Source organism: Streptomyces sp. NPDC087906 (assembly GCF_055584925.1).
The window spans coordinates 746,920-773,804 of sequence record NZ_JBVJLC010000002.1 but is presented as its reverse complement, the minus strand read 5'-3'; the positions used below and the strand labels follow the sequence as shown (position 1 = coordinate 773,804).

Genomic DNA, 26,885 nt, shown 5'->3' with positions numbered 1-26,885 from the left:
TTCGCTCAGAAGCCGAAGTCCTGCGTCCACCAGGGGCCGCCGGAGCCGGTGTGGACGCCGACGCCGAGGCGGGTGTAGTCGCAGTTCAGGATGTTCGCGCGGTGGCCCTCGCTGTTCATCCAGGCGTCCATGACGGCCTGGGCGTCGGCCTGGCCGCGGGCTATGTTCTCGCCGCCCAGGCCCTCGACGCCCGCCTTGTCGGCGCGGTCCCAGGGCGTGTCGCCGTCCGGGTCCGTGTGGTCGAAGAAGCCGCGGGCCGCCATGTCGTCGCTGAAGTTCTGCGCGAGGGTGCCCAGCGAGGCGTCGGCGCGTACCGGGGCGCAGCCCACCTTCGCGCGTTCGTCGTTGACCAGCGACAGGACGGTGGCCTCGGTGGAGCTGGGGGCCGAAGGCGCCGCCTGGACGGCGCGCTCGGTGGTCTGGCGGGGCGCCGGGGCCTTGCTCGGCGTCTCCTCGGGCTGCGTCTTCGTCGCCTTCGGCGGGGCCGTCGAAGGCTTCGCCGTCTTGGTCGGCTTGGTCGGCGGCTTCGAGGGGGTCGCCGACGGCGTCTTCTCCGGCGCCGACGAGCGGCCCGTGCCGCGGCTCGGCGAGACGGACGGCCGCTCGTCCTGGTCCGGGCTCTGCACCCCGCCGTTCTGCAGCAGCGTCGGCGGGCCGCCGTCGGTGCGTATCTGGTCACCGTTGGTGGGACTGCCGCCCACCACGAACTGCGAGCCGCCGGGCAGCATGCCGGAGGTCACGGCGACCGCGCCCACCGCCATGGCGGCCGAAGCGCCGAGCAGCCCGGTGCGGACGGGGCCTATGCGCCGCTTCTGGCGTGCGCCACCGCGGTGCCTGCCCGCGGGGACGGCCTCTTCGACGGTGGCGGGCCGGGCAGCGGAGCGTCCGTGGCGTCCCATCTGCGTGCCCCTCTCGTGCTCTCGACGACAACGTGACTCACCCGAACGAGTGAGGCTCATTTCGACGGGACTGTAGCCCATGACGTGTGGGGTCGCTGGGCCGTGTGAGCAATTGGGCAGTTAGCGTGCGTGCATGACGGAAGATGTACGGCTCACCGCTTGGGTGCGCGGCCGAGTGCAGGGAGTGGGCTTCCGCTGGTTCACCAGGGCAAACGCTTTGGAAATCGGCGGCCTCACCGGATTCGCCCTCAACCTGGACGACGGACGGGTGCAGGTTGTGGCCGAAGGGACGCGTGAGAATTGCCACCGTCTGCTGGAGTGGCTCGAATCGCCCGACACACCCGGACGCGTCGACGGAGTCACTGAGATCTGGGACACGCCACGCGGCGGCTACGAGAGCTTCGCGATCCGCTGACGCGCCTCGGCGCGAGCCGGAAAGGCGGGCTCGGGCCATGCCACTGGCACATGCGTACGTCCCCGGTGACCTGGTGGTTGCCAAGAACACCCTGGTCGTGCCAGGCTGCGCGGTTAACGTTGATCGACACCTGGCGAGATGCCCCCGGCGCCCGCAGGAGAGGCGCCCCCGCCGATTTCACGGCGGCGTGCCCCCGGGCCGTCCGCCGTCGCGGGCTGTGATCGTGTTGACCGTCAAACTTTTTGGTGAGACTCTGGAAGCCCCGCGCACCTCAACTGTTTGGCAGTAAGAACCGCAGTGATCACAGCACTGTCAGGCACCGCGGGTGCGATATTCCCCTATGACCCGAACCGCATCCGGTCGGTCACTCAGTGTGGAGGACCAGCAATCATGGCAAAGGCGCTTCTCGGTTATGTCGGCGGTTCCGACCCGCGACTTCTCGCCGAGATGCGACGGCTTCAGCAGCGCGTCCAGGACCTCGAATCCGAGCTCGTACGGATCCAGTCCGAGAACGACGCGTTGAACGCCGCCGTCGCACAGCACCCTGGAGACTCGCTGTTCGACAGCATGGACATCGACGTCCCCCAGGCGGAGCCTGCGCTCACCTGACGGCGGCCCCCAACCGGGGCCAGGTGAGAAACACTCTCGCGAGATCAAGAATATGCAAGGGACGCTTCGGCGTCCCTTCTTTTCTTGATTCTTTCCCCTCATCTCCCGCCGCACGAAGCGCCATTGCCCGTACGCCGGCTTTCTTAACGTCTGATGTGCCCTGCACGTTCGCCGGTGAAACCGCCGAAGGACGATCCGGGCCGGGTAGAGTCCGGCGGCGTGCACCTCAAGGCCATGACCCTGCGCGGGTTCAAATCCTTCGCCTCCGCCACGACGCTGCGTTTCGAGCCGGGAATCACCTGCGTCGTGGGTCCCAACGGCTCAGGCAAGTCCAATGTCGTGGACGCGCTTTCCTGGGTCATGGGCGAGCAGGGCGCGAAGTCGCTGCGCGGCGGCAAGATGGAGGACGTCATCTTCGCCGGGACGACCGGCCGCCCCCCGCTGGGCCGCGCCGAGGTCTCCCTCACCATCGACAACTCCGACGGCGCGCTGCCCATCGACTACGCCGAGGTCACCATCACGCGGATCATGTTCCGCAACGGCGGCAGCGAGTACCAGCTCAACGGCGACACCTGCCGGCTCCTCGACATCCAGGAACTGCTCTCCGACTCCGGCATCGGCCGCGAGATGCACGTCATCGTCGGACAGGGCCAGCTCGACTCCGTCCTGCACGCCGACCCGATGGGCCGCAGGGCCTTCATCGAGGAGGCGGCCGGCGTACTGAAGCACCGCAAGCGCAAGGAGAAGGCGCTGCGGAAGCTCGAAGCGATGAAGGCCAACCTCGCCCGCGTCCAGGACCTCACCGACGAGCTGCGCCGCCAGCTCAAACCCCTGGGACGGCAGGCCGCCGTCGCCAGGAGGGCCGCCGTCATCCAGGCCGACCTGCGCGACGCCCGGCTGCGGCTCCTCGCCGACGACCTGGTCAAACTGCGCGAGGCGCTGCGCACCGAGATCGCCGACGAGGCCGAACTCAAACAGCGCAAGGAGGCGGCCGAGACCCGGCTCAAGACGGCGCTGATCCGCGAGGCCGAGCTGGAGGACGAGGTACGCCGGCTGGCGCCACGGCTCCAGCGCGCCCAGCAGACCTGGTACGAGCTGTCCCAGCTCGCCGAGCGGGTGCGCGGTACGGTCTCGCTCGCCGACGCCCGCGTGAACAGCGCGAGCCAGGCCCCCGCCGACGAGCGGCGCGGCCGCGACCCCGAGGACATGGAGCGCGAGGCCGCCCGCATCCGCGAGCAGGAAGCGGAGCTGGAGGCCGCGCTGGAGGCCGCCGAGCACGCCCTGGAGGACACCGTCGCGCACCGGGCCGAGCTGGAGCGCTCGCTCACCGCCGAGGAGCGCCGGCTCAAGGACGCGGCCCGCGCCATCGCCGACCGCCGCGAGGGCCTGGCCCGGCTGCACGGCCAGGTCAACGCCGCCCGCAGCCGCGCGGCCTCCGCCCAGGCCGAGATCGGCCGCCTCGCCGAGGCCCGCGACCAGGCGCGCGAGCGCGCCGCCGGCGCCCAGGAGGAGTACGAACAACTCAAGGCGGAGGTCGAAGGACTCGACGCCGACGACCACGAACTGACCGAGCGGCACGAAGCCGCCCGGCAGGCGCTCCGCGACGCCGAGCAGGGGCTGACCGCCGCACGCGAGGCCGCGACAGCCGCCGAACGCGAACGGGCCGCCCTCGCCGCCCGCCACGACGCGCTCGCGCTGGGCCTGCGCCGCAAGGACGGCAGCGGCGCGCTCCTCGGCGCCCGCGACCGGCTGACCGGCCTGCTCGGCCCGGCCGCCGAACTGCTCACCGTCACCCCGGGCCACGAGGTCGCCGTGGCGGCGGCGCTCGGCGCCGCGGCCGACGCGATCGCCGTGACCGGCCCGTCGACGGCTGCGGACGCCATCCGCCTGCTGCGCGAACAGGACGCGGGCCGCGCCGCCCTGCTGGTGAGCGCGCCGCGCCCCAACGGCACGGTGCCGGGCCAGGCCGAACACCGGACGACCGGCGCGCGGCCGGCGCCGGACGCCGTACCCCGACAGAGCGCCGGGGCCGCGACGGAAACCGGCTCCGGCACCGTCCCCGCGACCGACGGAGCCGTCCCCGCGACCGACGGACCCGTCCCCGCGACCGCTCCCGCCGTCGCCGTGTCGCTCGCCACCACGCCACCCGTCGTCGACCTCGTCCGGGGACCCGCCGAACTCATGGGCGCCGTCGCGCGGCTCGTCCGGGACATGGTGGTCGTCGGGACGCTGGAGGACGCCGAGGAGCTGGTCGCCGAGCGGCCCGAGCTGACCGCCGTCACCGCTGAGGGCGACGTGCTCGGCGCGCACTTCGCGCACGGCGGGTCAGCGGGCGCGCCCAGCCTGCTCGAAGTGCAGGCGTCCGTCGACGAGGCGGCGGCGGCGCTCGCCGAACTCGCCGTACGGTGCGACGAGCTGGCGGCGGTCCAGCACACCGCGAGCACCCGGCGTACCGAATGCGCCGCGCTCGTCGAGGAGCTGGGGGAGCGCAGGCGGGCCGCCGAACGGGCCAAGTCCGCCGTCTCCGGGCAGCTCGGCCGGCTCTCCGGGCAGGCGCGCGGCGCCGTCGGCGAGGCCGAACGCACCGCCGCCGCGGCGGCGAAGGCGCAGGAAGCCCTGGAGCGCGCCACCGGCGAGGCCGAGGAACTGGCCGAGCGGCTGCTCGTCGCCGAGGAGGCGCCGGTCGAAGAAGAGCCCGACACCTCCGTCAGGGACCGGCTCGCCGCCGACGGCGCCAATGCCCGGCAGACCGAGATGGAGGCCAGGCTCCAGGTCCGTACCCACGAGGAGCGGGTGAAGGGGCTGGCCGGACGGGCCGACTCGCTCGACAGGGGAGCCCGCGCCGAGCGCGAGGCGCGGGCGCGCGCCGAGCAGCGCCGGGCCAGGCTGCGCCACGAGGCGCAGGTCGCGTCGGCCGTCGCCGCGGGCGCCAGGCAACTGCTCGCGCACGTCGAGGTGTCGGTCGTACGGGCCGAGGCGGAACGGGTCACGGCCGAGGCGGCCAAGGCGGAGCGCGAACAGGAACTGGTCGCCGAGCGCAACGAGGGCCGCGATCTGAAGGCCGAACTCGACAAGCTCACCGACTCGGTGCACCGGGGCGAGGTGCTCGGCGCCGAGAAGCGCATGCGGATCGAGCAGTTGGAGGCCAAGGCGCTGGAGGAACTGGGCGTCGAACCGGCCGGGCTCATCGCCGAGTACGGACCCGACCAGCTCGTCGCACCGTCACCCGCGGCCGAGGGCGAGGAGCTTCCGGAGGACCCGGAGCATCCGCGCAACCAGCCCGTGCCGTACGTACGCGCCGAACAGGAGAAGCGGCTCAGGTCCGCCGAACGGGCGTATCAGCAACTCGGGAAGGTGAATCCGCTCGCCCTTGAGGAGTTCGCCGCGCTGGAGGAGCGGCACAACTTCCTCTCCGAGCAGCTCGAAGACCTCAAGAAGACCCGCGCCGACCTGCTCCAGGTCATCAAGGAGGTCGACGAGCGCGTCGAGCAGGTCTTCACCGAGGCGTACCGGGACACCGCGCGCGAGTTCGAGGGCGTCTTCTCGCGGCTGTTCCCCGGCGGCGAGGGGCGGCTGCTGCTGACCGACCCGGAGAACATGCTCACCACCGGCGTCGACGTCGAGGCCCGGCCGCCGGGCAAGAAGGTCAAGCGCCTCTCGCTGCTCTCCGGCGGCGAGCGCTCCCTGACCGCCGTCGCCCTGCTGGTCTCCATCTTCAAGGCCAGGCCCAGCCCGTTCTACGTGATGGACGAGGTCGAGGCGGCGCTCGACGACACCAACCTGCAGCGGCTGATCCGCATCATGCAGGAGCTGCAGGAAAGCTCCCAGCTCATCGTGATCACGCATCAGAAGCGGACGATGGAGGTCGCCGACGCGCTGTACGGCGTCTCCATGCAGGGCGACGGCGTGTCCAAGGTGATCAGCCAGCGGCTGCGCTGACGCCGCGCCACCTCCGGTGGTGAAGGCGGGCGACCTGTGCCCAACTGGAGGGGCCTCGCATCCCCACCCGCCGGGCCGGCACGGCGGCGCGGCCCCAGGAGTTCATGTGACCAGCACAGCGCAGGCGCCGCCGCCCGGAGGGCGGACGGCCCGTCCCGACCATCTCCGCCATGTCGTCTTCATCACCGCGGCCGCCGCCATGGGCGGCTTCCTCTTCGGCTACGACAGCTCGGTGATCAACGGCGCCGTCCAGGCGATCAGGGACAAGTACGACGTCGGGTCCGCAGCGCTCGCCCAGGTCATCGCCATCGCCCTGATCGGCTGCGCGATCGGCGCCGCCGTCGCGGGCCGGATCGCCGACCGGATCGGCCGTATCCGCTGCATGCAGATCTCCTCGGTCCTGTTCACCATCAGCGCCGTCGGCTCAGCGCTGCCGTTCGCCATCTGGGACCTGGCCATCTGGCGGATCATCGGCGGCTTCGCGATCGGCATGGCGTCGGTGATCGGCCCCGCCTACATCGCGGAGGTCTCACCCGCCGCGTACCGGGGCCGGCTCGGCTCGTTCCAGCAGGGCGCCATCGTCATCGGCATCGCGCTCTCGCAGCTCGTCAACTACGGCATCCTGCAGATCGCCGACGGCGACCAGCGCGGCAACATCGCCGGCCTCGAAGCCTGGCAGTGGATGCTCGGCGTGATGGTCGTCCCCGCGATCCTGTACGGGGTGCTCTCCTTCCTGATCCCCGAGTCACCGCGCTATCTGATCTCCGTGGGCCAGCGGGACCGCGCGCGGGAGGTGCTCGCCGAGGTCGAGAACGACGACGTCGACCTGGACGCCCGGGTCGCCGAGATCGACACCGCGATGCGCCGCGAACACAAGTCGACCTTCAAGGACCTGCTGAACGGCCACCGCAACTTCCTGCCCATCGTCTGGGTCGGCATCGGCCTCTCCGCCTTCCAGCAGCTCGTCGGCATCAACGTGGCCTTCTACTACTCGGCGACGCTCTGGCAGTCGGTCGGCATCGACCCGTCCAGCTCGTTCCTCTACTCGTTCACGACCTCGATCGTGAACATCATCGGCACCGTGATCGCGATCGTCCTGGTGGACCGGGTCGGCCGCAAACCCCTCGCCCTCGTCGGCTCCTGCGGCATGACGGTCGCGCTCGCCCTGGAGGCCTGGGCGTTCTCCGCGAAACTCGTGAACGGCAAACTCCCGACGCTCGAAGGCACCACGGCCCTCGTCGCCGCGCATGTCTTCGTCCTGTTCTTCGCCCTGTCCTGGGGCGTCATCGTCTGGGTCTTCCTCGGCGAGATGTTCCCGAACAGAATCCGCGCGGCGGCCCTCGGCGTCGCCGCGTCCGCGCAATGGATCGCCAACTACGCCATCACGGCAAGCTTCCCGAGCCTGTCCTCCGACTGGAGCCTGTCGGGGACGTACATCATCTACACCTGCTTCGCGGTGCTCTCCATCCCGTTCGTACTGATCTTCGTGAAGGAGACAAAGGGAAAGACGCTCGAAGAAATGGGCTGACGCGCTCGGTGCCCGCTCCGTCGGGGACGGGTTCCGGCTTGTGCGATCCTCTGGGATCAGGGCCGGTGCGGCCGTAGCCGATACTGGGAGCGTTATGGAAATCGTCATCCTTGTTGTAGTCATCGCCCTGGTCGCGGTCGTCGCCGTCGGCGGGCTTGTGGTGGGCAGCCGTCGGAAGAAGAAGCGGCTACCGCCATCGGCACCGTCGTCCGCGCCGACCATTACAGCTCCGCCCGCCGAGCCGCATGTCGGCGACGAGGCGGAGACGCCGCGGGACGAGTCCCGTCGCACCATCGAGGAGGTCGGCCTGCCCGGGGCCGATCAGGCGGTCGGGTCGCCGGTGGCCGTCGAGGACCCGGTGGTGGCCGAGCCGCCCGTACGGGAACTGGACGTGCCCGAGCCCACCGCGGGCCGGCTGATCCGGCTGCGGGCCAGGCTCGCCCGTTCGCAGAACACGCTCGGCAAGGGGCTGCTCACGCTGCTCTCGCGCGAGCACCTCGACGAGGAGACCTGGGAGGAGATCGAGGACACCCTGCTCACCGCGGACGTCGGTGTCGCGCCGACCCAGGAGCTGGTGGAACGGCTCCGTGAGCGGGTGCGGGTCCTCGGCACGCGTACGCCGGAGGAGCTGCGCACCCTGCTCAGGGAGGAGCTGGTGACGCTGCTCGGCACCGACTTCGACCGCGCGGTGAAGACGGAGAGCGGTCTGGACACGCCCGCCGTCGTGATGGTCGTCGGGGTCAACGGCACCGGCAAGACCACGACGACCGGCAAGCTCGCGCGGGTGCTGGTGGCCGACGGGCGGTCCGTCGTGCTCGGCGCCGCCGACACCTTCCGCGCCGCCGCCGCCGATCAGCTCCAGACCTGGGGCGAGCGGGTCGGCGCGCGTACCGTGCGCGGGCCCGAGGGCGGTGACCCCGCCTCGGTCGCCTTCGACGCCGTCAAGGAGGGCATCGCCGAGGGCGCGGACGTCGTACTGATCGACACGGCGGGCCGGCTGCACACCAAGACCGGGCTCATGGACGAGCTGGGCAAGGTCAAGCGGGTCGTCGAGAAGCACGGTCCGCTGGACGAGGTGCTGCTCGTCCTGGACGCCACGACCGGGCAGAACGGTCTCGTACAGGCCCGGGTCTTCGCCGAGGTCGTGGACATCACCGGCATCGTGCTGACCAAGCTGGACGGTACGGCCAAGGGCGGCATCGTGATCGCGGTCCAGCGCGAGCTGGGCGTGCCGGTCAAGCTGATCGGTCTCGGCGAAGGCGCCGACGATCTCGCGCCGTTCGAGCCCGGCGCCTTCGTGGACGCCCTGATCGGCGACGCGTAACCGCTCCGGCGGGGGTGCGGCCGCCGCCGCACCCCCCGGCGGTGCCTGGGCTCAGGCCTCCGTCGAGCGGTGGCAGATGTACGCCAGGGTCCCCAGCACCAGCCGCGCCTGCGGAGGTTCCGCCGCCGTGTCCAGAGACGGCGGGCGCAGCCAGCGGACCCCGGGGGTGGGCGGCGCCGTGACGAAGCTGTCGGGGCCGTGGGCGACGAGGTCGAGATTCGCGTCGTCCCAGCCCATGCGGTAGAGCAGCTCGGGCAGTTCGGCGCAGGCGCCGGGCGCCACGAAGAAGAGCGCGCGGCCCGCGGCCGTCGCCATCACGGGCCCCAGCGGCAGTCCCATGCGCTCCAGCCGTACCAGCGCCCTGCTGCCCGCCGGCTGCGCGACGTCGATGATGTCGAACGTACGGCCCACCGGCAGCAGGACGGCCGCGCCCGGTGCCCGCGACCAGGCCCGCGCCACCTCGTCCAGCGTCGAGCCCGCCGGGATCTCGGCTGCCGTGCCCGGCGGGATCTCGGCCGCCGTGCCCGGCCCCGCGCCGCTGACGGCGGCGCCGGTGCCCACGCCCGGGGCCACGTCCCAGCCCCAGAGTCCCGTGTACTCCGCCACCGCGGTGCACTCCGTGCTGCGGCGGCGCGCGCCGGACCGCATCTCCCGGATATCCCGGATTCCGCCGATCGTGAAGCCCATGCCCCCTCCAACGGGTCGAGCGCACCGGTGGTTACGACTCGCAGTCTGCCTGTGACTCTCTGTCGTCATCCGGTCGCATCGGCGGCGCTTGGAGGCATCGGGGGTGGTGCGGAGGCGATCTCCGCGCCCCGGCGCACGACGCTCCGCCGTCGTGACTGTTGCCTGTCAAGTGAATCGCGCCCGGCCGCAGGTGAGTTCATTCGAAGGGGTGGCGAATGGTGGCGTTTGTTGAATCCCCCTCGCTAGAGGGGTGATCGTAGGATTACTTTCAGTGCACGAACCCCGGGGAGAGCGTGCTCGCGGGTATGCCGGAGGCATCTCGGTTTCCTGTTCGAAGGGTGACAACCTCCGGACAGCCACCGGCAACTCAGGGCATTCTGGCAGTGGTTCGCGCGACAGGTGGTTTCAGCGGATGGGGGCGTTCCAGTGGGTGGCAGCGGCACAGGCGGCACGGACGCCGGCAAGCGCGCGAACGGGCGGCTGGGCTCGTGGTTCGTGCGCAGCGCCTGGTCGAAGGGCGAACTCGCACGCCAAGTCAACCGCAAGGCACGTGAGATGGGCGCGCACCACATCAGCACCGACACGTCGCGGGTCAGACGCTGGCTCGACGGCGAGCAGCCGCGCGAACCCATCCCGCGCATCCTCTCCGAGCTGTTCTCCGAGCGCTTCGGCACGGTCGTGACCATCGAGGACCTCGGCCTGCGCGCCGCCCACCAGTCGCCTTCGGTCTCCGGGGTCGATCTGCCCTGGGCCGGGCCGCAGACCGTGGCGCTGCTCAGCGAGTTCTCCCGCAGCGACCTGATGCTGGCGCGGCGCGGCTTCCTCGGCTCCTCGCTGGCGCTGTCGGCGGGACCCGCGCTCGTCGAGCCGATGCAGCGCTGGCTGGTGCCGGGGCCCGCGGGGGAGACGGAAAGGCCGCCGCCCCCGGCCGAGCAGCGCCCTTCGCGGCTCTCCAAGCCCGAGTTGGAACTGCTGGAGTCCACCACGGCGATGTTCCGGCTGTGGGACGCGCAGTGCGGCGGCGGGCTGCGCCGCAAGGCGGTCGTCGGCCAACTCCACGAGGTGACCGACCTGCTGCAGGAGCCGCAGCCGGAGGCGACGTCGCGGCGGCTGTTCACCTGCGCCGCCGAACTGGCCGAGCTGGCCGGCTGGATGAGTTACGACGTCGGCCTCCAGCCCAACGCGCAGAAGTACTTCGTCCTCGCGCTGCATGCCGCCAAGGAGGCCGGCGACAAGCCGCTCGGCTCGTACATCCTGTCGTCGATGAGCCGTCAGATGATCCATCTCGGCCGCCCCGACGACGCGTTGGAGCTCGTGCATCTCGCCCAGTACGGCAGCAGGGACTGCGCGACGCCGCGCACCCAGGCGATGCTCTACGCGATGGAGGCGCGCGCGTACGCCAACATGGGCCAGCCCAGCAAGTGCAAGCGCGCCGCGCGGATGGCGGAGGAGACCTTCGCCGACGCGGGCACCGACGCCGAGCGCGAGCCCGACTGGATCCGGTTCTTCTCCGAGGCGGAACTGAACGCGGAGAACGCCCATTCGTACCGTGACCTGGCATATGTGGCGGGTCGCAGCCCCACGTACGCGTCGCTCGCCGAGCCGGTCATGGAGCGCGCCGTCGAGCTGTTCGCCAAGGACGACGACCATCAGCGGTCATACGCTCTTAACCTGATTGGCATGGCGACCGTGCATCTGCTCAAGAAGGAGCCCGAGCAGTCGGCGGCCCTGGGCCGGCAGGCGCTCGACGTCGCGTGCAAAGTCCGCTCGGAACGGGTGAACACCCGGCTCCGCAAGACCGTATATACGGCTGCCAGGGATTTCGGCGGTGTGGCCGAGGTCACCGAACTCACGGATCAGCTCAACTCGCAGCTTCCCGAAAGTGCGGAAGCCGTCTGAAAAGCTCCGGCCGCGGCGCTCACCCCGTACAGCCCGACACGGCTCCCCCGCCGCCAGGACCGCAGGGTGGGTACCGCGGCCGGTTCATCTGCCCGTAACACAGAGGTTGCCTTCGTCACTGTCGTGAAACATCGAGCGGCACTGGCCGAAACCACCCTGGGCGATTCTCCTCAACACAGTCGGCCCACACCTCCCACACTCGGCAGGGGCCGTACCGACTCGCGAGGAGACGCCGGCCTTGAATGGCGCAGATACCGCATTCGTTTTGATCATGGCCGCGCTCGTCATGCTAATGACGCCCGGCTTGGCATTCTTCTACGGCGGCATGGTGCGGGTGAAGAGCGCCCTCAACATGCTCATGATGTCGATGATCTCCCTGGGCGTCGTCAGTGTGCTCTGGGTGCTCTACGGATACTCCCTGGCATTCGGGGACGACGCCGGTGGCGGGTTCATCGGCAACCTGGACCACATCGGCATGAAGGGCATCACAGCGGACACGCTGACCGGCGGAAAGACCGGCATTCCGGTCTTCGCCTTCGCCCTCTTCCAGCTCATGTTCGCCGTCCTCACCCCCGCTCTGATGAGCGGTGCGCTCGCGGACCGCGTGAAGTTCACCGGCTGGACGCTGTTCATCGCGCTCTGGGTCACCATCGTGTACTTCCCGATCGCCCACTGGGTCTGGCAGTCCGACGGATGGCTGTTCAAGCTCGGCGTGATCGACTTCGCCGGTGGTACGGCGGTCCATATCAACGCCGGTATCGGAGGCCTGGCGGCAGTCCTTGTCGTCGGTAAGCGCATCGGCTTCAAGAAGGACCCGATGCGTCCGCACAGCCTGCCGCTCGTCGTCCTCGGCGCCGGACTGCTGTGGTTCGGCTGGTTCGGCTTCAACGCCGGCTCCGCGCTCGCCGCCAACGGCACGGCCGCCCTCATGGCCTTCAACACCCAGATCGCCACTGCGGCGGCGATGATCGGCTGGCTCGCCTACGAGCGCATCCGGCACGGCGCGTTCACCACCCTCGGCGCCGCCTCAGGCGCGGTCGCCGGCCTCGTCGCGATCACGCCCTCCGGTGCCAACGTCAACGCGTTCGGCGCGCTGCTCATCGGTGTCGTCGCGGGTGTCATCTGCTCCTGGGCCGTCAGCCTCAAGTACAAGCTGGGCTACGACGACTCGCTCGACGTCGTCGGTGTCCACCTCGTCGGCGGTGTGATCGGTACCCTGCTGGTCGGCGTGCTCGCCATCGACGGTGTCGGCGGTGTCTCGCAGCTCGGCAAGCAGGCCGCCGGAGCGTTCTCGGTGATGGGCTACTCGTTCGTGGTCTCCTGGATCCTCGCCATGATCGTCCACAAGACGATCGGCTTCCGGGCCACCGAGGACGAAGAGACCAGCGGCGTCGACATGGCCTTCCACGCGGAGTCCGCCTACGACTTCAGCTCGGTGGGCGGATCGCTGTCCAACGGTCAGAATGGTGTGGCGCCCGACGCGCTGGCCGGGGCGACGAACAAGAAGGTGGACGCATGAAGCTCATCACCGCAGTCGTGAAGCCGCACCGGCTGGACGAGATCAAGGAGGCCCTGCAGGCCTTCGGCGTCCAGGGGCTCACGGTCACGGAAGCCAGCGGGTACGGCAGGCAGCGCGGCCACACCGAGGTCTACCGCGGTGCGGAGTACACCGTGGATCTCGTACCGAAGATCCGCGTCGAGGTGCTCGTCGGCGACGACGACGCCGAGGAACTGCTCGAAGTCATCGTGAAGGCCGCACGCACGGGCAAGATCGGTGACGGCAAGGTCTGGAGCGTGCCGGTCGAGACGGCCATCCGGGTACGTACCGGCGAACGCGGTCCCGATGCCCTCTGAGGCACCGGAAACCGCTGGACCCAGCGGCTATGCGGCGGCCCGGCTGCGTCTTCTCCAGGAGAAGACGCGGTCCGGGCCGCCGCGCCGGGCCGCGCTCGCCAAACTGACCGACGACTGGCTGAACGCGCTCTTCACCACCGCCGCCAGGGAGACCGGCGCGCGGGGCGTCGCCCTCGTCGCCGTCGGCGGCTACGGCCGCGGCGAACTCTCCCCGCGCAGCGACCTCGACCTGCTGCTCCTGCACGACGGCAGCGCCGAGTCCGTCGCCGCGCTCGCCGACCGGATCTGGTACCCCGTCTGGGACCTCGGCCTCGCCCTCGACCACTCCGTACGCACCCCCGCCGAAGCGCGCAAGACCGCCGGCGAAGACCTCAAGGTGCAACTCGGACTGCTCGACGCCCGGCACGTGGCCGGCGATCTCGGCCTGCTCACCAAGCTCCGCACCACCGTCTTCGCCGACTGGCGCAACCACGCCGCCAAACGCCTCCCCGAACTCGACGAGCTGTGCCGCGAGCGCGCCGAACGCCAGGGCGAGCTGCAGTATCTGCTGGAGCCCGACCTCAAGGAGGCCCGCGGCGGGCTGCGCGACGCGACAGCGCTGCGCGCCGTCGCCGCGTCCTGGCTCGCCGACGCCCCGCGCGAGGGCCTGGACGACGCCCGCCGCCGGCTGCTCGACGCCCGCGACGCCCTCCACCTGACGACAGGACGCGCCACCGACCGGCTCGCCCTCCAGGAGCAGGACCCCGTCGCCGCCGAACTCGGCCTCCTCGACGCCGACGTACTGCTGCGCCAGGTCTACGAGGCGGCCCGCACCATCTCGTACGCCTCCGACGTCACCTGGCGCGAGGTCAACCGCGTCCTGCGCGCCCGCTCCGTACGGCCCCGGCTGCGCGCCATGCTCGGCGGCAAACCGGCCCCCGAGCGCAACCCGCTCGCCGACGGTGTCGTGGAGCAGGACGGCGAAGCCGTCCTCGCCCTCGCCGCCCGCCCCGAGCGCGACCCCGTGCTGCCCCTGCGGGCAGCCGCTGCCGCCGCCCAGGCCGGCATCCCGATCTCGCTGCACGCGGTACGGCGGCTCGCCCTCGCCGCGAAGCCGCTGCCCTCGCCGTGGCCGGCCGAGGCCCGCGAGGAACTCGTCACCCTGCTCGGCGCCGGTGAGTCGACCATCCCCGTCTGGGAGGCCCTGGAGGCCGAAGGCCTCATCACCCGGCTGCTGCCCGACTGGGAGCGGGTCCGCTGCCGGCCGCAGCGCAACCCCGTCCACACCTGGACCGTCGACCGGCACCTCGTGGAGGCAGCCGTCCAGGCGTCCGCCATGACCCGCCGCGTCAGCCGCCCCGACCTGCTGCTGGTCAGCGCCCTGCTGCACGACATCGGCAAGGGCTGGCCCGGCGACCACTCCGTGGGCGGCGAGGCCATCGCCCGCGACATAGCGGCACGTATCGGCTTCGACGCCGAGGACACCGAGGTCATCGCGACCGTCGTACGCCACCACCTGCTGCTCGTGGACACCGCGACCCGGCGCGACCTCGACGACCCCGCGACCGTCAGCGCCGTCGCCGCCCGGATCGGCTCGATCGGCACCCTGGAACTCCTGCACGCCCTCACCGAGGCCGACGCGCTCGCCACCGGACCCGCCGCCTGGTCCTCCTGGCGCGCCGGACTCGTCACCGATCTCGTCGCCCGCGTCGCCGCCGTACTGACCGGCGAGGCCAGCCCCGAACCGGAACCCGAGGCGCCCAGCGCAGAACAGGAACGGCTCGCCGTCGAGGCCCTGCGCACCGGCGAACCCGTGCTGGCCCTGCACGCCCAGACCCCGGAGGAGTCCGACGAACCGGAACCCGTCGGCGTCGAACTGCTCATCGCCCTGCCCGACCAGCCCGGCGTCCTGCCCGCAGCCGCCGGGGTGCTCGCCCTGCACCGGCTCACCGTGCGGGCCGCCGACCTGCGCGCCATCGCGCTGCCCACCGACATCGGCGAAGCCTCGGTCCTGCTGCTCAACTGGCGGGTCGCCGCGGCGTACGGCTCGCTCCCGCAGGCCAGCAGGCTCCGCGCCGACCTGGTGCGGGCGCTGGACGGCTCGCTCGACATCCCCTCCCGGCTCGCCGAACGCGAAGCGGCCTACCCGCGCCGCAGAGGCGTGAAGGCCCCGCCGCCCCGGGTGACGGTCGCCCCCGGCAGCTCCCACCGCGCCACGGTCATCGAGGTACGCGCCCAGGACGCCCCCGGGCTGCTGCACCGGATCGGCCACGCGCTGGAGGAGGCCGCCGTACGGGTGCGCAGCGCGCATGTCTCCACGCTCGGCTCGAACGCCGTCGACACCGTGTACGTCACGCGCGAGGACGGCTCACCTCTGCCGGAACAGGAGGCAGCGACCCTCGCGAAGGCGCTGGAAGGCGCCTTGAACTGAGACGGATCCGGTAGCAGGGACCGGTTCGCCTGCCCGGCCGGATACCCTGGAGGGCGACCTGTCCGCCCGCCCCCGACCTGAGGATTCGCGACCACCGTGTTCGACACTCTCTCCGACCGCCTCGCAGCCACATTCAAGAGCCTCCGGGGCAAAGGGCGCCTCAGCCCGGAGGACATCGATGCCACGGCCCGTGAGATCCGTATCGCCCTGCTCGAAGCCGACGTCGCCCTGCCCGTCGTCCGCGCCTTCATCAAGCAGGTCAAGGAGCGCGCCAACGGCGCCGAGGTCTCCCAGGCGCTGAACCCGGCGCAGCAAGTCATCAAGATCGTCAACGAGGAACTCGTCGGCATCCTCGGCGGCGAGACCCGGCGGCTGCGCTTCGCCAAGCAGCCGCCGACCGTGATCATGCTCGCCGGTCTGCAGGGCGCGGGCAAGACGACCCTCGCGGGCAAGCTCGGTCTCTGGCTCAAGGGCCAGGGCCACTCCCCGCTGCTCGTCGCCTGCGACCTCCAGCGCCCCAACGCCGTCACGCAGCTCTCCGTCGTCGCCGAGCGCGCGGGCGTCGCCGTCTACGCGCCCGAGCCGGGCAACGGGGTGGGCGACCCGGTCAAGGTCGCGAAGGACTCGATCGAGCACGCGCGCGCCAAGCAGTACGACGTCGTGGTCGTGGACACCGCGGGCCGCCTCGGTATCGACCAGGAGCTGATGCGCCAGGCGTCCGACATCCGGGACGCGGTCAACCCCGACGAGGTCCTGTTCGTCGTCGACGCGATGATCGGTCAGGACGCCGTGAACACGGCGGAGGCGTTCCGCGACGGCGTCGGCTTCGACGGCGTCGTCCTGTCGAAGCTCGACGGCGACGCACGGGGCGGCGCCGCGCTGTCCATCGCGCATGTCACCGGCAAGCAGATCATGTTCGCCTCCAACGGCGAGAAGCTGGACGAGTTCGACACGTTCCACCCCGACCGGATGGCGTCGCGCATCCTGGACATGGGTGACCTGCTCAGCCTCATCGAGAAGGCCGAACAGACCTTCAGCCAGGCCGAGGCCGAGAAGATGGCCGCGAAGCTGGCCAAGGGGCCGAAGGAGTTCACGCTCGACGACTTCCTGTCCCAGATGGAGCAGGTCCGCAAGATGGGCTCGATCTCCAAGCTGCTCGGCATGCTGCCGGGCATGGGGCAGATCAAGGACCAGATCGCCAACCTGGACGAGAAGGACGTGGACCGCACCGCCGCGATCATCAAGTCCATGACGCCGGGGGAGCGCGCGGAACCGACGATCATCAACGGCTCGCGCAGGGCGCGTATCGCCAAGGGCTCGGGCGTCGAGGTCAGCGCGGTGAAGGGGCTGGTCGAGCGGTTCTTCGAGGCCCGCAAGATGATGTCCAAGATGGCGCAGGGCGGCGGGATGCCGGGCATGCCGGGGATTCCGGGCATGGGCGGTGGCCCTGGCCGTACGAAGAAGAAGCAGAAGCAGGCCAAGGGCAAGCAGCGTTCGGGCAACCCGATGAAGCGCAAGGCGGAGGAGCAGGCGGCGCTGGCGCGCCGGGAGGAGTCGGCGCTGGCGGTGCCGGTGGAGGAGCAGGCGAAGAACTTCGAACTCCCGGACGAGTTCAAGAAGTTCATGAGCTAGCCGCGGTCCGGGGGCGGTGTCGCCGTCCGGCGGGGTGACCGGTCCGGGTTGCGGTTGTCGCCGGGGGGGGGGGGGGGGGGGGGGGGGGGGGGGGGGCCCGGGGGGGGGGGGGGGGGCCCCCCCCCCCCCCCCGCCGCCGCTCAGAGCGCCGGGGAGCCCTGCGGCTGCTGGGCGATGCCCAGGATCGCCGCGTACTTCGACAGCACGAGCTTGCCGATCGCCGGGTACGCGCCCAGCGGTTCGGCTGCCGCGCAGTCGGCCTCCTTGAGCGCGGCGTCGAGCAGCCCTTCGGACAGCTCGGGGCCGATCAGGTACGGCGCGAGCGCGAGCTGGTTCGAACCGGCGCCGCGCAACTGCTCGGCGATGGAGCTGACGGACCCCGGTACGTCGAGCGCCGCCGCCATCACCGGTACGGCGAGCCTGGCCGCCAGCAGCATCCCCGTGATCCCCGCGGTGTCGACCGCCTCCTTGCCCCCCACCGTGGCCAGGATGATGCCGTCGGCCGCAGTCGTGACCGTGAACAGCCGGGCGCGGTCCGCGCGCGCCAGACCCACCTCCGAGAGCCTGACGTGCAGCGCCTCGGCGAGCAGCGGGTGCGGACCGAGTACGTCGGTCAGCTCCGCGCCCGCACCGCTGTCGGCGACGGCCTGCTCTATCCGGCTGATCAGGTCGCCTTCGGGGCCCGCGAGCAGCGGCACCACGACAGCGGCGGGGCCCTCGGGCTCGGCGACCTCGCGTCCTGCCACCTTCGCCAGCTCGTAGCGCTCGGTGCGCTGCGTCGCTGTACGCGCCACGACGGTGTGCAGCGCCGGGAACTCGGCGTCGTCCGCGCTGTCGCCGTCCAGATAGCCGATCCTGGCCTCCAGGCCGGGCAGCTCGGAGCGGGCGATGGAGACGACCTCTTCGGCCAGACCGCGGACGGCGGCCGAGGGCGTGCCGGGCACGGCGAGGACCAGGGTGGGCGCGCCTTCGGGCGCGGCCACGGGCTCCGGGCGGCGGTGGCGCCCCGACTGGCGGGGTCGCGGCATTCGTACAGGCAGGCCGGGTGCGGGCCCAGTGGGGGTGCTCATGACCCAGAATGCTACTGGTTTTGTGGGTGCGGCTGTTCGGGGAGGGGGCAGACGCGCGCTACCCATCCGTATTTGTCCGTTAGGTGTTTTTCCGCTCATCCCTCCCGTTCTGTCAGGGGTGTTCGGTCAGGACGCGCAGCAGCCGCGGATGGGACGGCAGCGTGAGGGAGTCCGCGGCGAGCGCGGCGGCGATGACCAGTGCTCCCGTGAGCGGATCACCGGCGGCCGGGACCGTGGTGGCCTGCGGCAGTTGCCCGGCCAGCTCGGTCCGCAGCGGACCGAGCAGCGGCTCACCCAGCTTGAACAGACCACCGGTGAAAGCGACTTCGCAGTCGCCGTCCGGCGGGCACACCGCCGCCGCGGCCTCGGCGATCTGCCGCGCGGCGGCCGCGAGGATCCCGGCGGCCACCGGATCGTCCGCAGCGCGGGCCGCCACCTCCGGTGCGAACGAGGCGAGCAGCGCGGTCCTGTCGGTCCTCGGGTAGAGCAGCCCCGGCAGTTCGCCCGCAGGTCCGAACACCGCTTCCACAGCGGACAGCAAAAAAGCCGAACCGCCGCGCCGCCCGTCGTGGGCGCGCAGGGCGGCCTCCAGTCCGGCCCGGCCGATCCAGGCGCCGCCGCCGCAGTCGCCGAGCAGATGCCCCCACCCGTCGGCCCGCCGCCAGTCCGTCAGATCCGTACCGAGCGCGATCATGCCGGTACCGCCGGCGACGACGGCGCCGGGCCGCTGCCCGAGCGCTCCCGCGTACGCGGTGACGGCGTCGGCGGCGAGCGCCAGCCTGCGTACCCCCCAGGCCCGTTCGAGGGCGGCGGGCAGTTCGGCGCGCAACTCGTCACCGAGCGTCGCCATCCCGGCCGCGCCGATCGCGACGGCCGACAGGCGGGCGCCGACGTCGACCCGCGCCAGCAGTGTGTCGGCGGCGGGCAGCAACTGGTCCAGCAGATGGCGCGCTTCGATGCCCGCAGGACCGGTACGCACCGGCTCGGCGGTCGCCGTCACGGCAGCCGCCACCGGCCCGGCGCCCGTACCGGAACCCGGTGCCGTAGTGGCGGTTTCGGCGAGCGCGACCCGCAGCCCCGAACCACCCGAGTCCACGCCAAGTACCCAGCTCACGACGGCGACCGGCTCCAGGAAGAGAGGGGGAGTGACGACGGCACCTTATCCGAGCCCCGGACCCGGGACCGCCGGTCCGCTGCTTCCCGGCCGGAGTCGGCAGCACCCGCGTTGCACCAGTAGAGTGAATCGCCGTGGCAGCACAACCGTTGAACGAACTTGTCGAGCCCGGCTGGGCGGACGCGCTGCGTCCCGTGGCCGGACGCATCGCCGAAATGGGCGACTTCCTGCGCGCGGAGATCGCGGCGGGGCGTACGTATCTGCCGGCCGGCGCGAACGTACTGCGCGCCTTCCAGCAACCCTTCGACGAGGTAAGGGTCCTGATCCTGGGTCAGGATCCCTACCCCACACCGGGCATGGCCATCGGGCTCAGCTTCGCCGTGGCGCCCGAGGTGCGTTCGCTGCCCGGCAGCCTGGAGAACATCTTCCGTGAACTGCACGGCGACCTCGGCCTCGACCGGCCGTCCAACGGTGATCTGACGCCGTGGACCCGGCAGGGGGTCCTGCTGCTCAACAGGGCGCTGACCACGGCCCCCCGCAAGCCCGGCGCACACCGCGGCAAGGGCTGGGAGGACGTGACCGAGCAGGCCATCCGCGCGCTGGTCGCGCGCGGCAAACCGCTCGTCTCGATCCTGTGGGGACGGGACGCGCGCAATCTGCGGCCCTTCTTCGGCGACTACCCGGCGATCGAGTCGGCCCACCCTTCCCCCAGGTCGGCGGAGAGCGGCTTCTTCGGCTCCCGCCCCTTCAGCCGCGCCAACGACCTCCTGGTCAAGCAGGGCGCCCAGCCGGTGGACTGGCGCCTGCCGTAGCCCGCTCAAGGACCGGATCCGGAGCGCCGGGCAACGAAACACCGCCCCCGTGGACTCCCTTGGAAAAGGAGGTTGTCCATGGGGAGACCTGAGCAGAGCGCGGACGTCGAATTCCAGAGATTCGTCGTCAGCCGCTGGACGCGGTTCACGCGCACGGCGTTTCTCCTGACGGGGGAGCGGTACGCGGCCGAGGACCTGGTGCAGTCGTCCCTGGAGCGGATCTATCTGGTCTGGCCCAAGGTCGCCGCGGCCGACGACCCGGACGCGTACGTGCGGCGGGTGATGATCAATCTGCATGCCCGCAAGCACCGCAGGAAGCTCAAGGAGATCCTGGCGCCCGGTGACGACACCGGTCTGACGCACGAACTGCCCGAGCGCGACGACCGGATCGCGCAGGCCGACGACCGCTCCGATCTGCTGACGGCACTGGGCCAACTGCCGCCGCGCCAGCGGGAGGCGGTGGTGCTGCGCTACTGGGAGGACCTGAGCGAGACCCAGACCGCCACTGCCATGGGCTGCTCCGTCGGCACGGTCAAGAGCAACGCGGCCAAGGGCATCGCGAAGCTGCGCACCGTGCCCGGCCTGCTGGACATGATGACGAAGGGCGGACGGACATGATCAGGGAAGAGCGGGACCCGGCACACAGGACCGTCGCCCTCCTGCTGGCGGACGCGGCGGCCGAGGTGGAGATCGGCCCGCCGCCCGTCCAGGCCGTCGTACGGGGCGGCAGGCGCCGCAGGGCGCGGCGCAGGGCGCTCGCCGCTGCGACGGCGCTGGTGATCGCCGGCTCGGTCGGCGCCTCACTGGCGGCCGGGGCCCTGGCGGACGGGAACGGAAAGAGCCAGGTGGCGGAGCAGCCGCTGGAAGGCGTACGGGAGCCGGCGCTGCTGCCGCTGACGTCCACGCTGGCCGCGGGGCACACGGACGGCAAGCAGTGGCGTATCACCGTCGATGTCTGGGCTCCGGCGAAGAACGCCGCGCAGGCCGGGCGGTTGGCGACCGCCATGAACGACGGCGAATACCTCGACGTCGACCGCGGTGGCACGGGCGGCCGGGGGCTGATCGGCACGGGGTGGTACTTCGTCCGCGTCGCCGTCGGCGGCCGGGACTCGTTCGCGCTCGACGGCCCGGTCGAGGCCGGCCAGGAGCTGCGCGAGAGTCTGGAGGTCCGGCCCGCCCGGCTCGGACCCCAGGGCACCGACTGGGTGGTGGTCGGCAAGGCATCTCCGGACACCAGGCGCGTCGTGTGCACGTGGGACGACGGCACGACCACGGAGCTGCCGCGCTCGGCCCTGCTGCCGGTCGGCGGTGACGGGGCGCGGTGGTTCGTCGCCGAGGTGCCGAAAGGGCGCACGTTCGCGTCGGCCAAGGGGCTGTACTGACCGGCTCCTGAGCCCCTGAGCCCCCGGCCCCTGAGCCCCTGAGTCCCGGAGCCCCGGACCCCCGGAGTCGGGACCCCGGAGCCGGTCCGGACAGCCGCAGGTCAGAAGGCCCGCAGATACTGCGAAGGGGTGGGCACGGAAGCGCCCAGGTCGGCGGCCGCGCGGCGGGCGAAGTTCGGGTCGCGCAGCAGCTCCCTGGCCAGCAGTACGGCGTCGGCCTCCCCGTTGGCGAGGATCTTCTCCGCCTGGTCGGACTCGGTGATCAGACCGACCGCCGCCACCGGCATCCGGGTCTCGGCCTTGATCCGCGCGGCGAACGGCACCTGGTAGCCGGGCTTGAGCGGGATGCGGACCCCTGAGGCGTTGCCGCCGCTCGACACGTCGAACAGGTCCACGCCGTGGTCGACCAGCAGGTCAGCCAGGCGCACCGAGTCGTCGGCCGTCCAGCCGCCCTCGTCGAGCCAGTCGGTCGCCGAGACCCGGAAGAAGACCGGCAGGTCGGCGGGGAAGGCGGCGCGCACGGCGTCCACGACCTCGACGGCGAACCGGATCCGGTTCTCGAACGAGCCGCCGTAGGCGTCCGTGCGGTGGTTGCTGTGCGGGGAGAGGAACTGGTGGATGAGATAGCCGTGCGCGCCGTGGATCTCGGCGACCTGGAACCCGGCCGCCGCCGCCCGCGCGGCGGCGGCGCCGAACTGCCCGACGATCTCGGCGATCTGATCCACCGTCAGCTCGGTGGGCACCAGATGCCCCTCGGCGAACGGTACGGCGCTGGGCGCGACCGGCTGCCAGCCGTCGTTCTCCGGACCGACCGGACCGCCGCCGTTCCAGGGCTTGTCGGTCGATCCTTTGCGCCCAGCATGAGCAAGCTGGATGCCGCGCGGTGTGCCCTGCGAGGCGAGGAAGCGGTTGATCCTGCTGAACGCCTCGACCTGGGTGTCGTTCCAGATGCCGAGGTCGAACGGGCTGATCCGGCCCTCCGGGCTGACGGCCGTCGCCTCGGTGATGATCAGGCCCGTACCGCCGACGGCGCGCGCGGCGAGATGCGCGAAGTGCCAGTCCGTCGGCGCACCCGCGGACGGGCCCGTGGGTTCGGCGGAGTACTGGCACATGGGCGCCATCCACACCCGGTTGGGCAGGGTCAGAGACCGCAGCGTGTAGGGGGTGAACAGTGCGCTCACGGCAGGCTCCCATCGGGACGAGTGGATACGTCCCTTACCGTACCTACGGTGGTCAGGCGGCTGTCAAACTACGATGATTCTCGTACTGGGGCGGCGGGCGGCGCGTCACGGCAGTCGGAGCGGATTGCCTGATTAAGTTGAGAATGTGTCGGAACATAACGTGATTTCCGCCGATGGACCCCACGAGCCTGCCGCCCGCGACCGCCCGGTGTGGGAGGTGCAGGGATACGGCACCGTCACCGGCGCCGGACAGGAGCCGGACGGTGCGGTGCGCCGCGAGATCCTGCCGCCCTGGGTCGACGTCCGGCTGACCTTCCCCGACGGGGCGCGGGTCGACGTACTCGCCGTGGTGCGGGACGGCCGCATGGCCATCGAGGACGCGCAGGCCGATCCGCCGCTGACGCTGGAGGACTTCGCCGCGCTGGCCGGGGTGATCGACTCGCCCCTCCAGGACGCGTGGCAGGTGGTGGCCGACCGGCACCGCCCGGCGGAGCGGCTGCCGGCCGCGGAGATCCCGGCAGCCGAGCCCCCCGTTGCCGACATCCCGGCCGTAGAGGTTCCGGTCGTCGAGTTCCCTGCCGTCGAGCCGCCCGCCGTGGAGCTGTCCGTGGTGGAGGCGCCGGTGACGGCGCCGCCGATGACGGCGCCGCCCGCCGTGGAGCCCGTACCGTACGAGCCCGAGCCCGAGCCCGCGCCCGAGGCCCCGGCCACCCACGCACCGACCCCGGTCGATCCGGCCGTGGACGCGTCAGCCGTAGACGAACCCGCCGTCGGCGAACCGGCCGAGCCGCCCGGTCGGCATCGCGCCCGCAGCACCCCGCCCCGTGGACCCGCCGGCCGGATCGGCGCCGCCGAGGTCTACCGCGCGGCCCAGCGCGACGGGGTCGATCCCGTACTCGCCGTCATGGCGGCCACCGGGCTCAGCCGCCGCAAGTCGCTCAGGCTGATCGCGGGCGCCCGCGACGAGGGGCATCTGTCGCCGCGCCACAACCGCCGCTGACCGGCGGCCGTCAGAACGACCGCATCCGGTCCATCTCGACGGTCTGCTGGGCGACGATGTCGGTCGCCATCTCCTCGATCTGCACGTTGTTGCCCTCGGAAAGCGCCTCGGTGGCCATCGTGACCGCCCCCTGGTGATGCGTGATCATCAGCCGGACGAAGAGAGCGTCGAACGCCTTGCCCTTGGCCGCGCGCAGTTCGGCCAACTGCTCGGGGGTGGCCATTCCGGGCATCGCGCCATGGTCATGACCTTCCTGACTCTTTGCCCCGCCATTGTTTTCCAGCCACCCGCGCATTGCCTCGATCTCCGGCCGCTGGGCCGCCGTGATGCGCGCCGTGAGCCGCTTCACCGGGGTGGATTGCGCCCTGCCGGTCGCCAGCCGGGTCATCTCCAGTGCCTGTCCGTGATGGACGATCATCATCCGCGCGTACGTCAGATCGGCCGCATTGGGCGTGTTGTCGGGGGCGGCCCGCACCGCCTCCTCCGGCGTCAGGGTCTTGGCCGGCTCGCCCGGACGGCCCGGCGCCACCACGCCGGGTGCGCTGCCGCCTGCGGCTTCGGGTGTCCGCGCGGTGTCCGCGGTGTCCTTGTCCGCCGAGTCGCAGGCGCCCAGGGCGAGGAGCGCGACCACGGCCGTGGCCGCGACGAGCGTGCCGCGTACGCGCGGGCTTCTGCGACGGATCAACACAGCGGCCTCCTGGGGGACATGGCGCGGCCGGCCGCCGGCATCGGGTGCTCGGCCACCGTAGTAAGACGCTTCCGCGTTTCGATGATCGGAAACTTTCATTACGTCTCTATTGCCGTCTGTTGAGATGTACATGATGAGGGCCATACTGCCGTGATCCCCGACCCGTTCCCCCCGAACGGATTCAAGGAGGACCGCAGTGACCTCGTTGCACCTCATCCGCGCGCGGCGCAGACGTCTGGCCGTGGCCGCCGCCACGGCCGGTCTCTTCGCCGCGCTGCTGGCAGCCGGACCCATGGCTGCCGCGGACCCGGGCGACGGCCCCGCCCGGCGGGCGATCTCCGCCGAGCAGGCCGCAGAGACGGCTACCGCCGTCAAGAACGGCGAGATTCCCGCTGTCGACGAAGTCGTCCACAGCGCCAACATCAAGCACCTGACCAACATCCCCAAGGACGCGCTGGCCGACTTCAACTCGGACCTCGCCTTCCAGGGCGATTACGCCTTCGCCGGAAACTACAGCGGCTTCCGGATCTTCGACATCAGCAACCCCAGGTCGCCCAAGTCGGTGGCCCAGGTGCTGTGTCCGGGAGCCCAGAACGACATCACCGTCTCCGGTGACCTGCTCTTCCTGTCCACCGACTCGTCACGGAGCGACAACTCCTGCGCCAGCACCTCGCAGCCGGCGACCGAGAAGTCGTCCTGGGAGGGCATGAAGATCTTCGACATCAGCGACAAGCGCAACCCCAAGTACGTCGCCGCCGTCGAGACCTCCTGCGGTTCGCACACCCACACGCTGGTGCCGGAGCGCAAGGACGTGTACATCTACGTCTCCTCGTACTCGCCGAACGCCAACTTCCCCGACTGCCAGCCGCCGCACGACGGGATCTCCGTCATCAAGGTGCCGCGCAAGGCGCCCCAGCAGGCCAAGGTCGTCGACTTCCCCGTCCTTTTCCCCGACGGCGGCAACCCCGGCGCCCCCGACAACCCGGGCGTCTCGAAGACCACCGGCTGCCACGACATCACCGTGCTGCCGTCGAAGGACCTGGCCGCCGGTGCCTGCATGGGTGACGGCATCCTCTTCGACATCAAGAACCCGGAGCGCCCCAAGGTCATCGACCGGGTCCAGGACAACGTCAACTTCGCCTTCTGGCACTCGGCGACCTTCAACCAGAAGGCCGACAAGGTCGTCTTCACCGACGAGCTGGGCGGCGGTGGCGCCGCCACCTGCAACGCCGAGGTGGGACCCGACCGCGGCGCCGACGGCATCTACGACATCACCGGCAGGGGCGACCACCGCCGACTGGTCTTCCGCAGCTACTACAAGATCCCCCGGCACCAGGCCGCCACCGAGAACTGCGTCGCGCACAACGGCTCGCTGATCCCGGTCAAGGGCCGCGACATCATGGTCCAGGCCTGGTACCAGGGCGGCGTCTCCGTCTGGGACTTCACCGACTCCGCCGAGCCGAAGGAGATCGGATACTTCGAGCGCGGCCCGGTTTCGACCGAGACCCTGTCGGTGGCCGGCTCCTGGTCGGCGTACTACTACAACGGCTACATCTTCTCGAACGACATCGCCAAGGGCTTCGACGTGCTGAAGCTCGACGACCGCAGGACCGATCCGGCGAAGCGGGTGCGGATGGACGGGCTCAACGTCCAGACCCAGCCCGACTACTTCGACCGCTGAGGGACCGTGCTCTGATCCGTTCCGCCGGGCGGCTCGTCGCCCGGCGGAACGCCCAGCTCCCAGTCGAGGCCGTAGCGGCTGAACAGCTCGGCGCGCAGCGGCGCGAGCGGCATCGGCGCCCCCGGCATCAGCGCGGCGAAGACCGTGCCCATCAACTGGGCGCGCAGCAGCGGATAGTCGCGGTCGGGGTCCGGCGACCCGTACCGCTCGACGGTCTCCCGCAGCAGCTCGGCCAGCTTCTGCTGCTCGGGGCACTGCACGAACCCCTCGGCCTGCAGGATCCCCGCCATGTGCGTACGCATCAGCACGGGGCTGTCCACCACGAGCCCGATGATCGAGTCGATCGCCCGCGCCATCAGCTCGGCGCCGTCCTCGGTGCGCGGCTCGCGGTCGAGCCCGGCCCGCAGCGTGCGGTGCATCAGCCGGTGCACGGCCGACTGCAGAAGCTGCCGCTTGCCGGGGAAGTAGTACGAGACGAGCCCGCGCGCCGAGCCTGCCCGGTCGGCGATGTCGGCGAGCGTCGTCGCCTCGTACCCCCGCTCGGCGACCAGCTCGACCGTGGCCTGCAGCAACCGCTCCCGGGAACGCCGACGAAGCTCCTCATTGACCGATGCGCTCCGCGGGGACATGCTTTACTCCTGCGTTGACTGGCTCTTAGTCAGTATACTCAGCGTGTCCTGCCACGGTCCCTTCCGGGCCTGGTCAGCAGGGCTGCCGTCTGTCTTGGGCGACGCGGGGGATCGTCCAAGACGGACGGCTTC

General features: G+C 71.3%; 22 protein-coding genes. 15 read left to right on the top strand and 7 right to left on the bottom strand.

What is annotated here, in order from left to right; translation table 11 throughout:
- Nucleotides 1-5 precede the first annotated feature (5 nt).
- Nucleotides 6-899 (bottom strand): CAP domain-containing protein, encoded by an 894-nt coding sequence (locus ACZ63I_RS08755; RefSeq protein ID WP_469336733.1) that lies wholly within the window; start codon nucleotides 897-899, stop codon nucleotides 6-8.
- A gap of 133 nt (nucleotides 900-1,032) precedes the next feature.
- On the opposite strand from ACZ63I_RS08755, the gene ACZ63I_RS08750 reads away from it, so the two are divergent.
- The 5 genes from ACZ63I_RS08750 to ftsY all read left to right on the top strand — a co-directional run bounded on the left by ACZ63I_RS08750 (nucleotide 1,033) and on the right by ftsY (nucleotide 8,714).
- Nucleotides 1,033-1,314 carry an acylphosphatase gene (locus tag ACZ63I_RS08750; protein ID WP_469336732.1) on the top strand — a complete coding sequence of 94 codons (282 nt, stop codon included), beginning with the start codon at nucleotides 1,033-1,035 and terminating at the stop codon, nucleotides 1,312-1,314.
- Nucleotides 1,315-1,704: 390 nt separating this feature from the next.
- A complete protein-coding gene (locus ACZ63I_RS08745) occupies nucleotides 1,705-1,923 on the top strand; it encodes a hypothetical protein (RefSeq protein ID WP_469336730.1) in 219 nt (72 codons plus the stop codon).
- Nucleotides 1,924-2,142: 219 nt separating this feature from the next.
- Complete coding sequence (locus tag ACZ63I_RS08740; RefSeq protein WP_469336728.1) at nucleotides 2,143-5,862, top strand: AAA family ATPase; 3,720 nt, start codon at nucleotides 2,143-2,145, stop codon at nucleotides 5,860-5,862.
- Nucleotides 5,863-5,968: 106 nt separating this feature from the next.
- On the top strand, nucleotides 5,969-7,390 hold the full coding sequence (locus ACZ63I_RS08735) for a sugar porter family MFS transporter (RefSeq protein WP_469336726.1): 1,422 nt from the start codon (nucleotides 5,969-5,971) through the stop codon (nucleotides 7,388-7,390).
- A gap of 94 nt (nucleotides 7,391-7,484) precedes the next feature.
- Entirely contained in the window at nucleotides 7,485-8,714 is a 1,230-nt protein-coding gene (gene ftsY, locus ACZ63I_RS08730) for a signal recognition particle-docking protein FtsY (protein ID WP_469336723.1), read from the top strand.
- A gap of 51 nt (nucleotides 8,715-8,765) precedes the next feature.
- On the opposite strand, the gene ACZ63I_RS08725 is transcribed toward ftsY, so the two are convergent.
- A complete protein-coding gene (locus ACZ63I_RS08725; RefSeq protein ID WP_469336721.1) occupies nucleotides 8,766-9,401 on the bottom strand; it encodes a bifunctional DNA primase/polymerase in 636 nt (211 codons plus the stop codon).
- Between the two features lie 426 nt (nucleotides 9,402-9,827).
- On the opposite strand from ACZ63I_RS08725, the gene nsdA reads away from it, so the two are divergent.
- From nsdA to ffh, 5 genes are all read left to right on the top strand, one after another.
- Nucleotides 9,828-11,300 carry a transcriptional repressor NsdA gene (gene nsdA, locus ACZ63I_RS08720; protein ID WP_469336719.1) on the top strand — a complete coding sequence of 491 codons (1,473 nt, stop codon included), beginning with the start codon at nucleotides 9,828-9,830 and terminating at the stop codon, nucleotides 11,298-11,300.
- A gap of 238 nt (nucleotides 11,301-11,538) precedes the next feature.
- Nucleotides 11,539-12,819, top strand: a complete 1,281-nt coding sequence (locus ACZ63I_RS08715) for an ammonium transporter (protein WP_041983967.1) — start codon at nucleotides 11,539-11,541, stop codon at nucleotides 12,817-12,819.
- Nucleotides 12,816-13,154: a P-II family nitrogen regulator gene (locus tag ACZ63I_RS08710; protein ID WP_041983966.1), complete on the top strand. Its 339-nt coding sequence runs from the start codon at nucleotides 12,816-12,818 to the stop codon at nucleotides 13,152-13,154. Before ACZ63I_RS08715 ends, ACZ63I_RS08710 begins: the two co-directional genes overlap by 4 nt.
- Entirely contained in the window at nucleotides 13,144-15,564 is a 2,421-nt protein-coding gene (locus ACZ63I_RS08705) for a [protein-PII] uridylyltransferase (RefSeq protein WP_469336716.1), read from the top strand. The genes ACZ63I_RS08710 and ACZ63I_RS08705 overlap by 11 nt, the downstream gene beginning before the upstream one ends.
- A 96-nt stretch (nucleotides 15,565-15,660) precedes the next feature.
- The gene (gene ffh, locus ACZ63I_RS08700; RefSeq protein ID WP_469336714.1) at nucleotides 15,661-17,196 is read left to right on the top strand and encodes a signal recognition particle protein; all 1,536 of its coding nucleotides are present in this window, start codon (nucleotides 15,661-15,663) and stop codon (nucleotides 17,194-17,196) included.
- Nucleotides 17,197-17,336: 140 nt separating this feature from the next.
- On the opposite strand, the gene ACZ63I_RS08695 is transcribed toward ffh, so the two are convergent.
- The gene (locus ACZ63I_RS08695) at nucleotides 17,337-18,266 is read right to left on the bottom strand and encodes a sirohydrochlorin chelatase (RefSeq protein ID WP_469336712.1); all 930 of its coding nucleotides are present in this window, start codon (nucleotides 18,264-18,266) and stop codon (nucleotides 17,337-17,339) included.
- 112 nt (nucleotides 18,267-18,378) lie between these two features.
- Nucleotides 18,379-19,380, bottom strand: a complete 1,002-nt coding sequence (locus ACZ63I_RS08690; RefSeq protein WP_469336711.1) for an N-acetylglucosamine kinase — start codon at nucleotides 19,378-19,380, stop codon at nucleotides 18,379-18,381.
- Between the two features lie 134 nt (nucleotides 19,381-19,514).
- Between ACZ63I_RS08690 and ACZ63I_RS08685 the strand changes: the two genes are divergently transcribed.
- The 3 genes from ACZ63I_RS08685 to ACZ63I_RS08675 all read left to right on the top strand — a co-directional run bounded on the left by ACZ63I_RS08685 (nucleotide 19,515) and on the right by ACZ63I_RS08675 (nucleotide 21,574).
- The gene (locus ACZ63I_RS08685) at nucleotides 19,515-20,192 is read left to right on the top strand and encodes a uracil-DNA glycosylase (protein WP_469336709.1); all 678 of its coding nucleotides are present in this window, start codon (nucleotides 19,515-19,517) and stop codon (nucleotides 20,190-20,192) included.
- Between the two features lie 78 nt (nucleotides 20,193-20,270).
- Nucleotides 20,271-20,810: a SigE family RNA polymerase sigma factor gene (locus tag ACZ63I_RS08680; RefSeq protein WP_469336707.1), complete on the top strand. Its 540-nt coding sequence runs from the start codon at nucleotides 20,271-20,273 to the stop codon at nucleotides 20,808-20,810.
- Nucleotides 20,807-21,574: a hypothetical protein gene (locus ACZ63I_RS08675; protein WP_469336705.1), complete on the top strand. Its 768-nt coding sequence runs from the start codon at nucleotides 20,807-20,809 to the stop codon at nucleotides 21,572-21,574. The genes ACZ63I_RS08680 and ACZ63I_RS08675 overlap by 4 nt, the downstream gene beginning before the upstream one ends.
- Before the next feature lie 101 nt (nucleotides 21,575-21,675).
- Here ACZ63I_RS08675 and ACZ63I_RS08670 read toward each other — a convergent pair whose 3' ends face one another.
- Nucleotides 21,676-22,755, bottom strand: coding sequence for an NADH:flavin oxidoreductase/NADH oxidase (locus ACZ63I_RS08670; protein ID WP_469336703.1), 1,080 nt, complete (start codon nucleotides 22,753-22,755; stop codon nucleotides 21,676-21,678).
- Nucleotides 22,756-22,915: 160 nt separating this feature from the next.
- Between ACZ63I_RS08670 and ACZ63I_RS08665 the strand changes: the two genes are divergently transcribed.
- Nucleotides 22,916-23,755, top strand: a complete 840-nt coding sequence (locus ACZ63I_RS08665; protein ID WP_469336701.1) for a DUF6214 family protein — start codon at nucleotides 22,916-22,918, stop codon at nucleotides 23,753-23,755.
- Between the two features lie 10 nt (nucleotides 23,756-23,765).
- On the opposite strand, the gene ACZ63I_RS08660 is transcribed toward ACZ63I_RS08665, so the two are convergent.
- Nucleotides 23,766-24,443 (bottom strand): DUF305 domain-containing protein, encoded by a 678-nt coding sequence (locus ACZ63I_RS08660; RefSeq protein WP_469337055.1) that lies wholly within the window; start codon nucleotides 24,441-24,443, stop codon nucleotides 23,766-23,768.
- A gap of 196 nt (nucleotides 24,444-24,639) precedes the next feature.
- Here ACZ63I_RS08660 and ACZ63I_RS08655 point away from each other — a divergent pair, with 196 nt between their 5' ends.
- Entirely contained in the window at nucleotides 24,640-26,124 is a 1,485-nt protein-coding gene (locus ACZ63I_RS08655; RefSeq protein ID WP_469336700.1) for an LVIVD repeat-containing protein, read from the top strand.
- Here ACZ63I_RS08655 and ACZ63I_RS08650 read toward each other — a convergent pair.
- Nucleotides 26,109-26,753: a TetR/AcrR family transcriptional regulator gene (locus ACZ63I_RS08650; protein ID WP_469336698.1), complete on the bottom strand. Its 645-nt coding sequence runs from the start codon at nucleotides 26,751-26,753 to the stop codon at nucleotides 26,109-26,111. The genes ACZ63I_RS08655 and ACZ63I_RS08650 overlap by 16 nt on opposite strands.
- Between the last annotated feature and the right edge of the window lie 132 nt (nucleotides 26,754-26,885).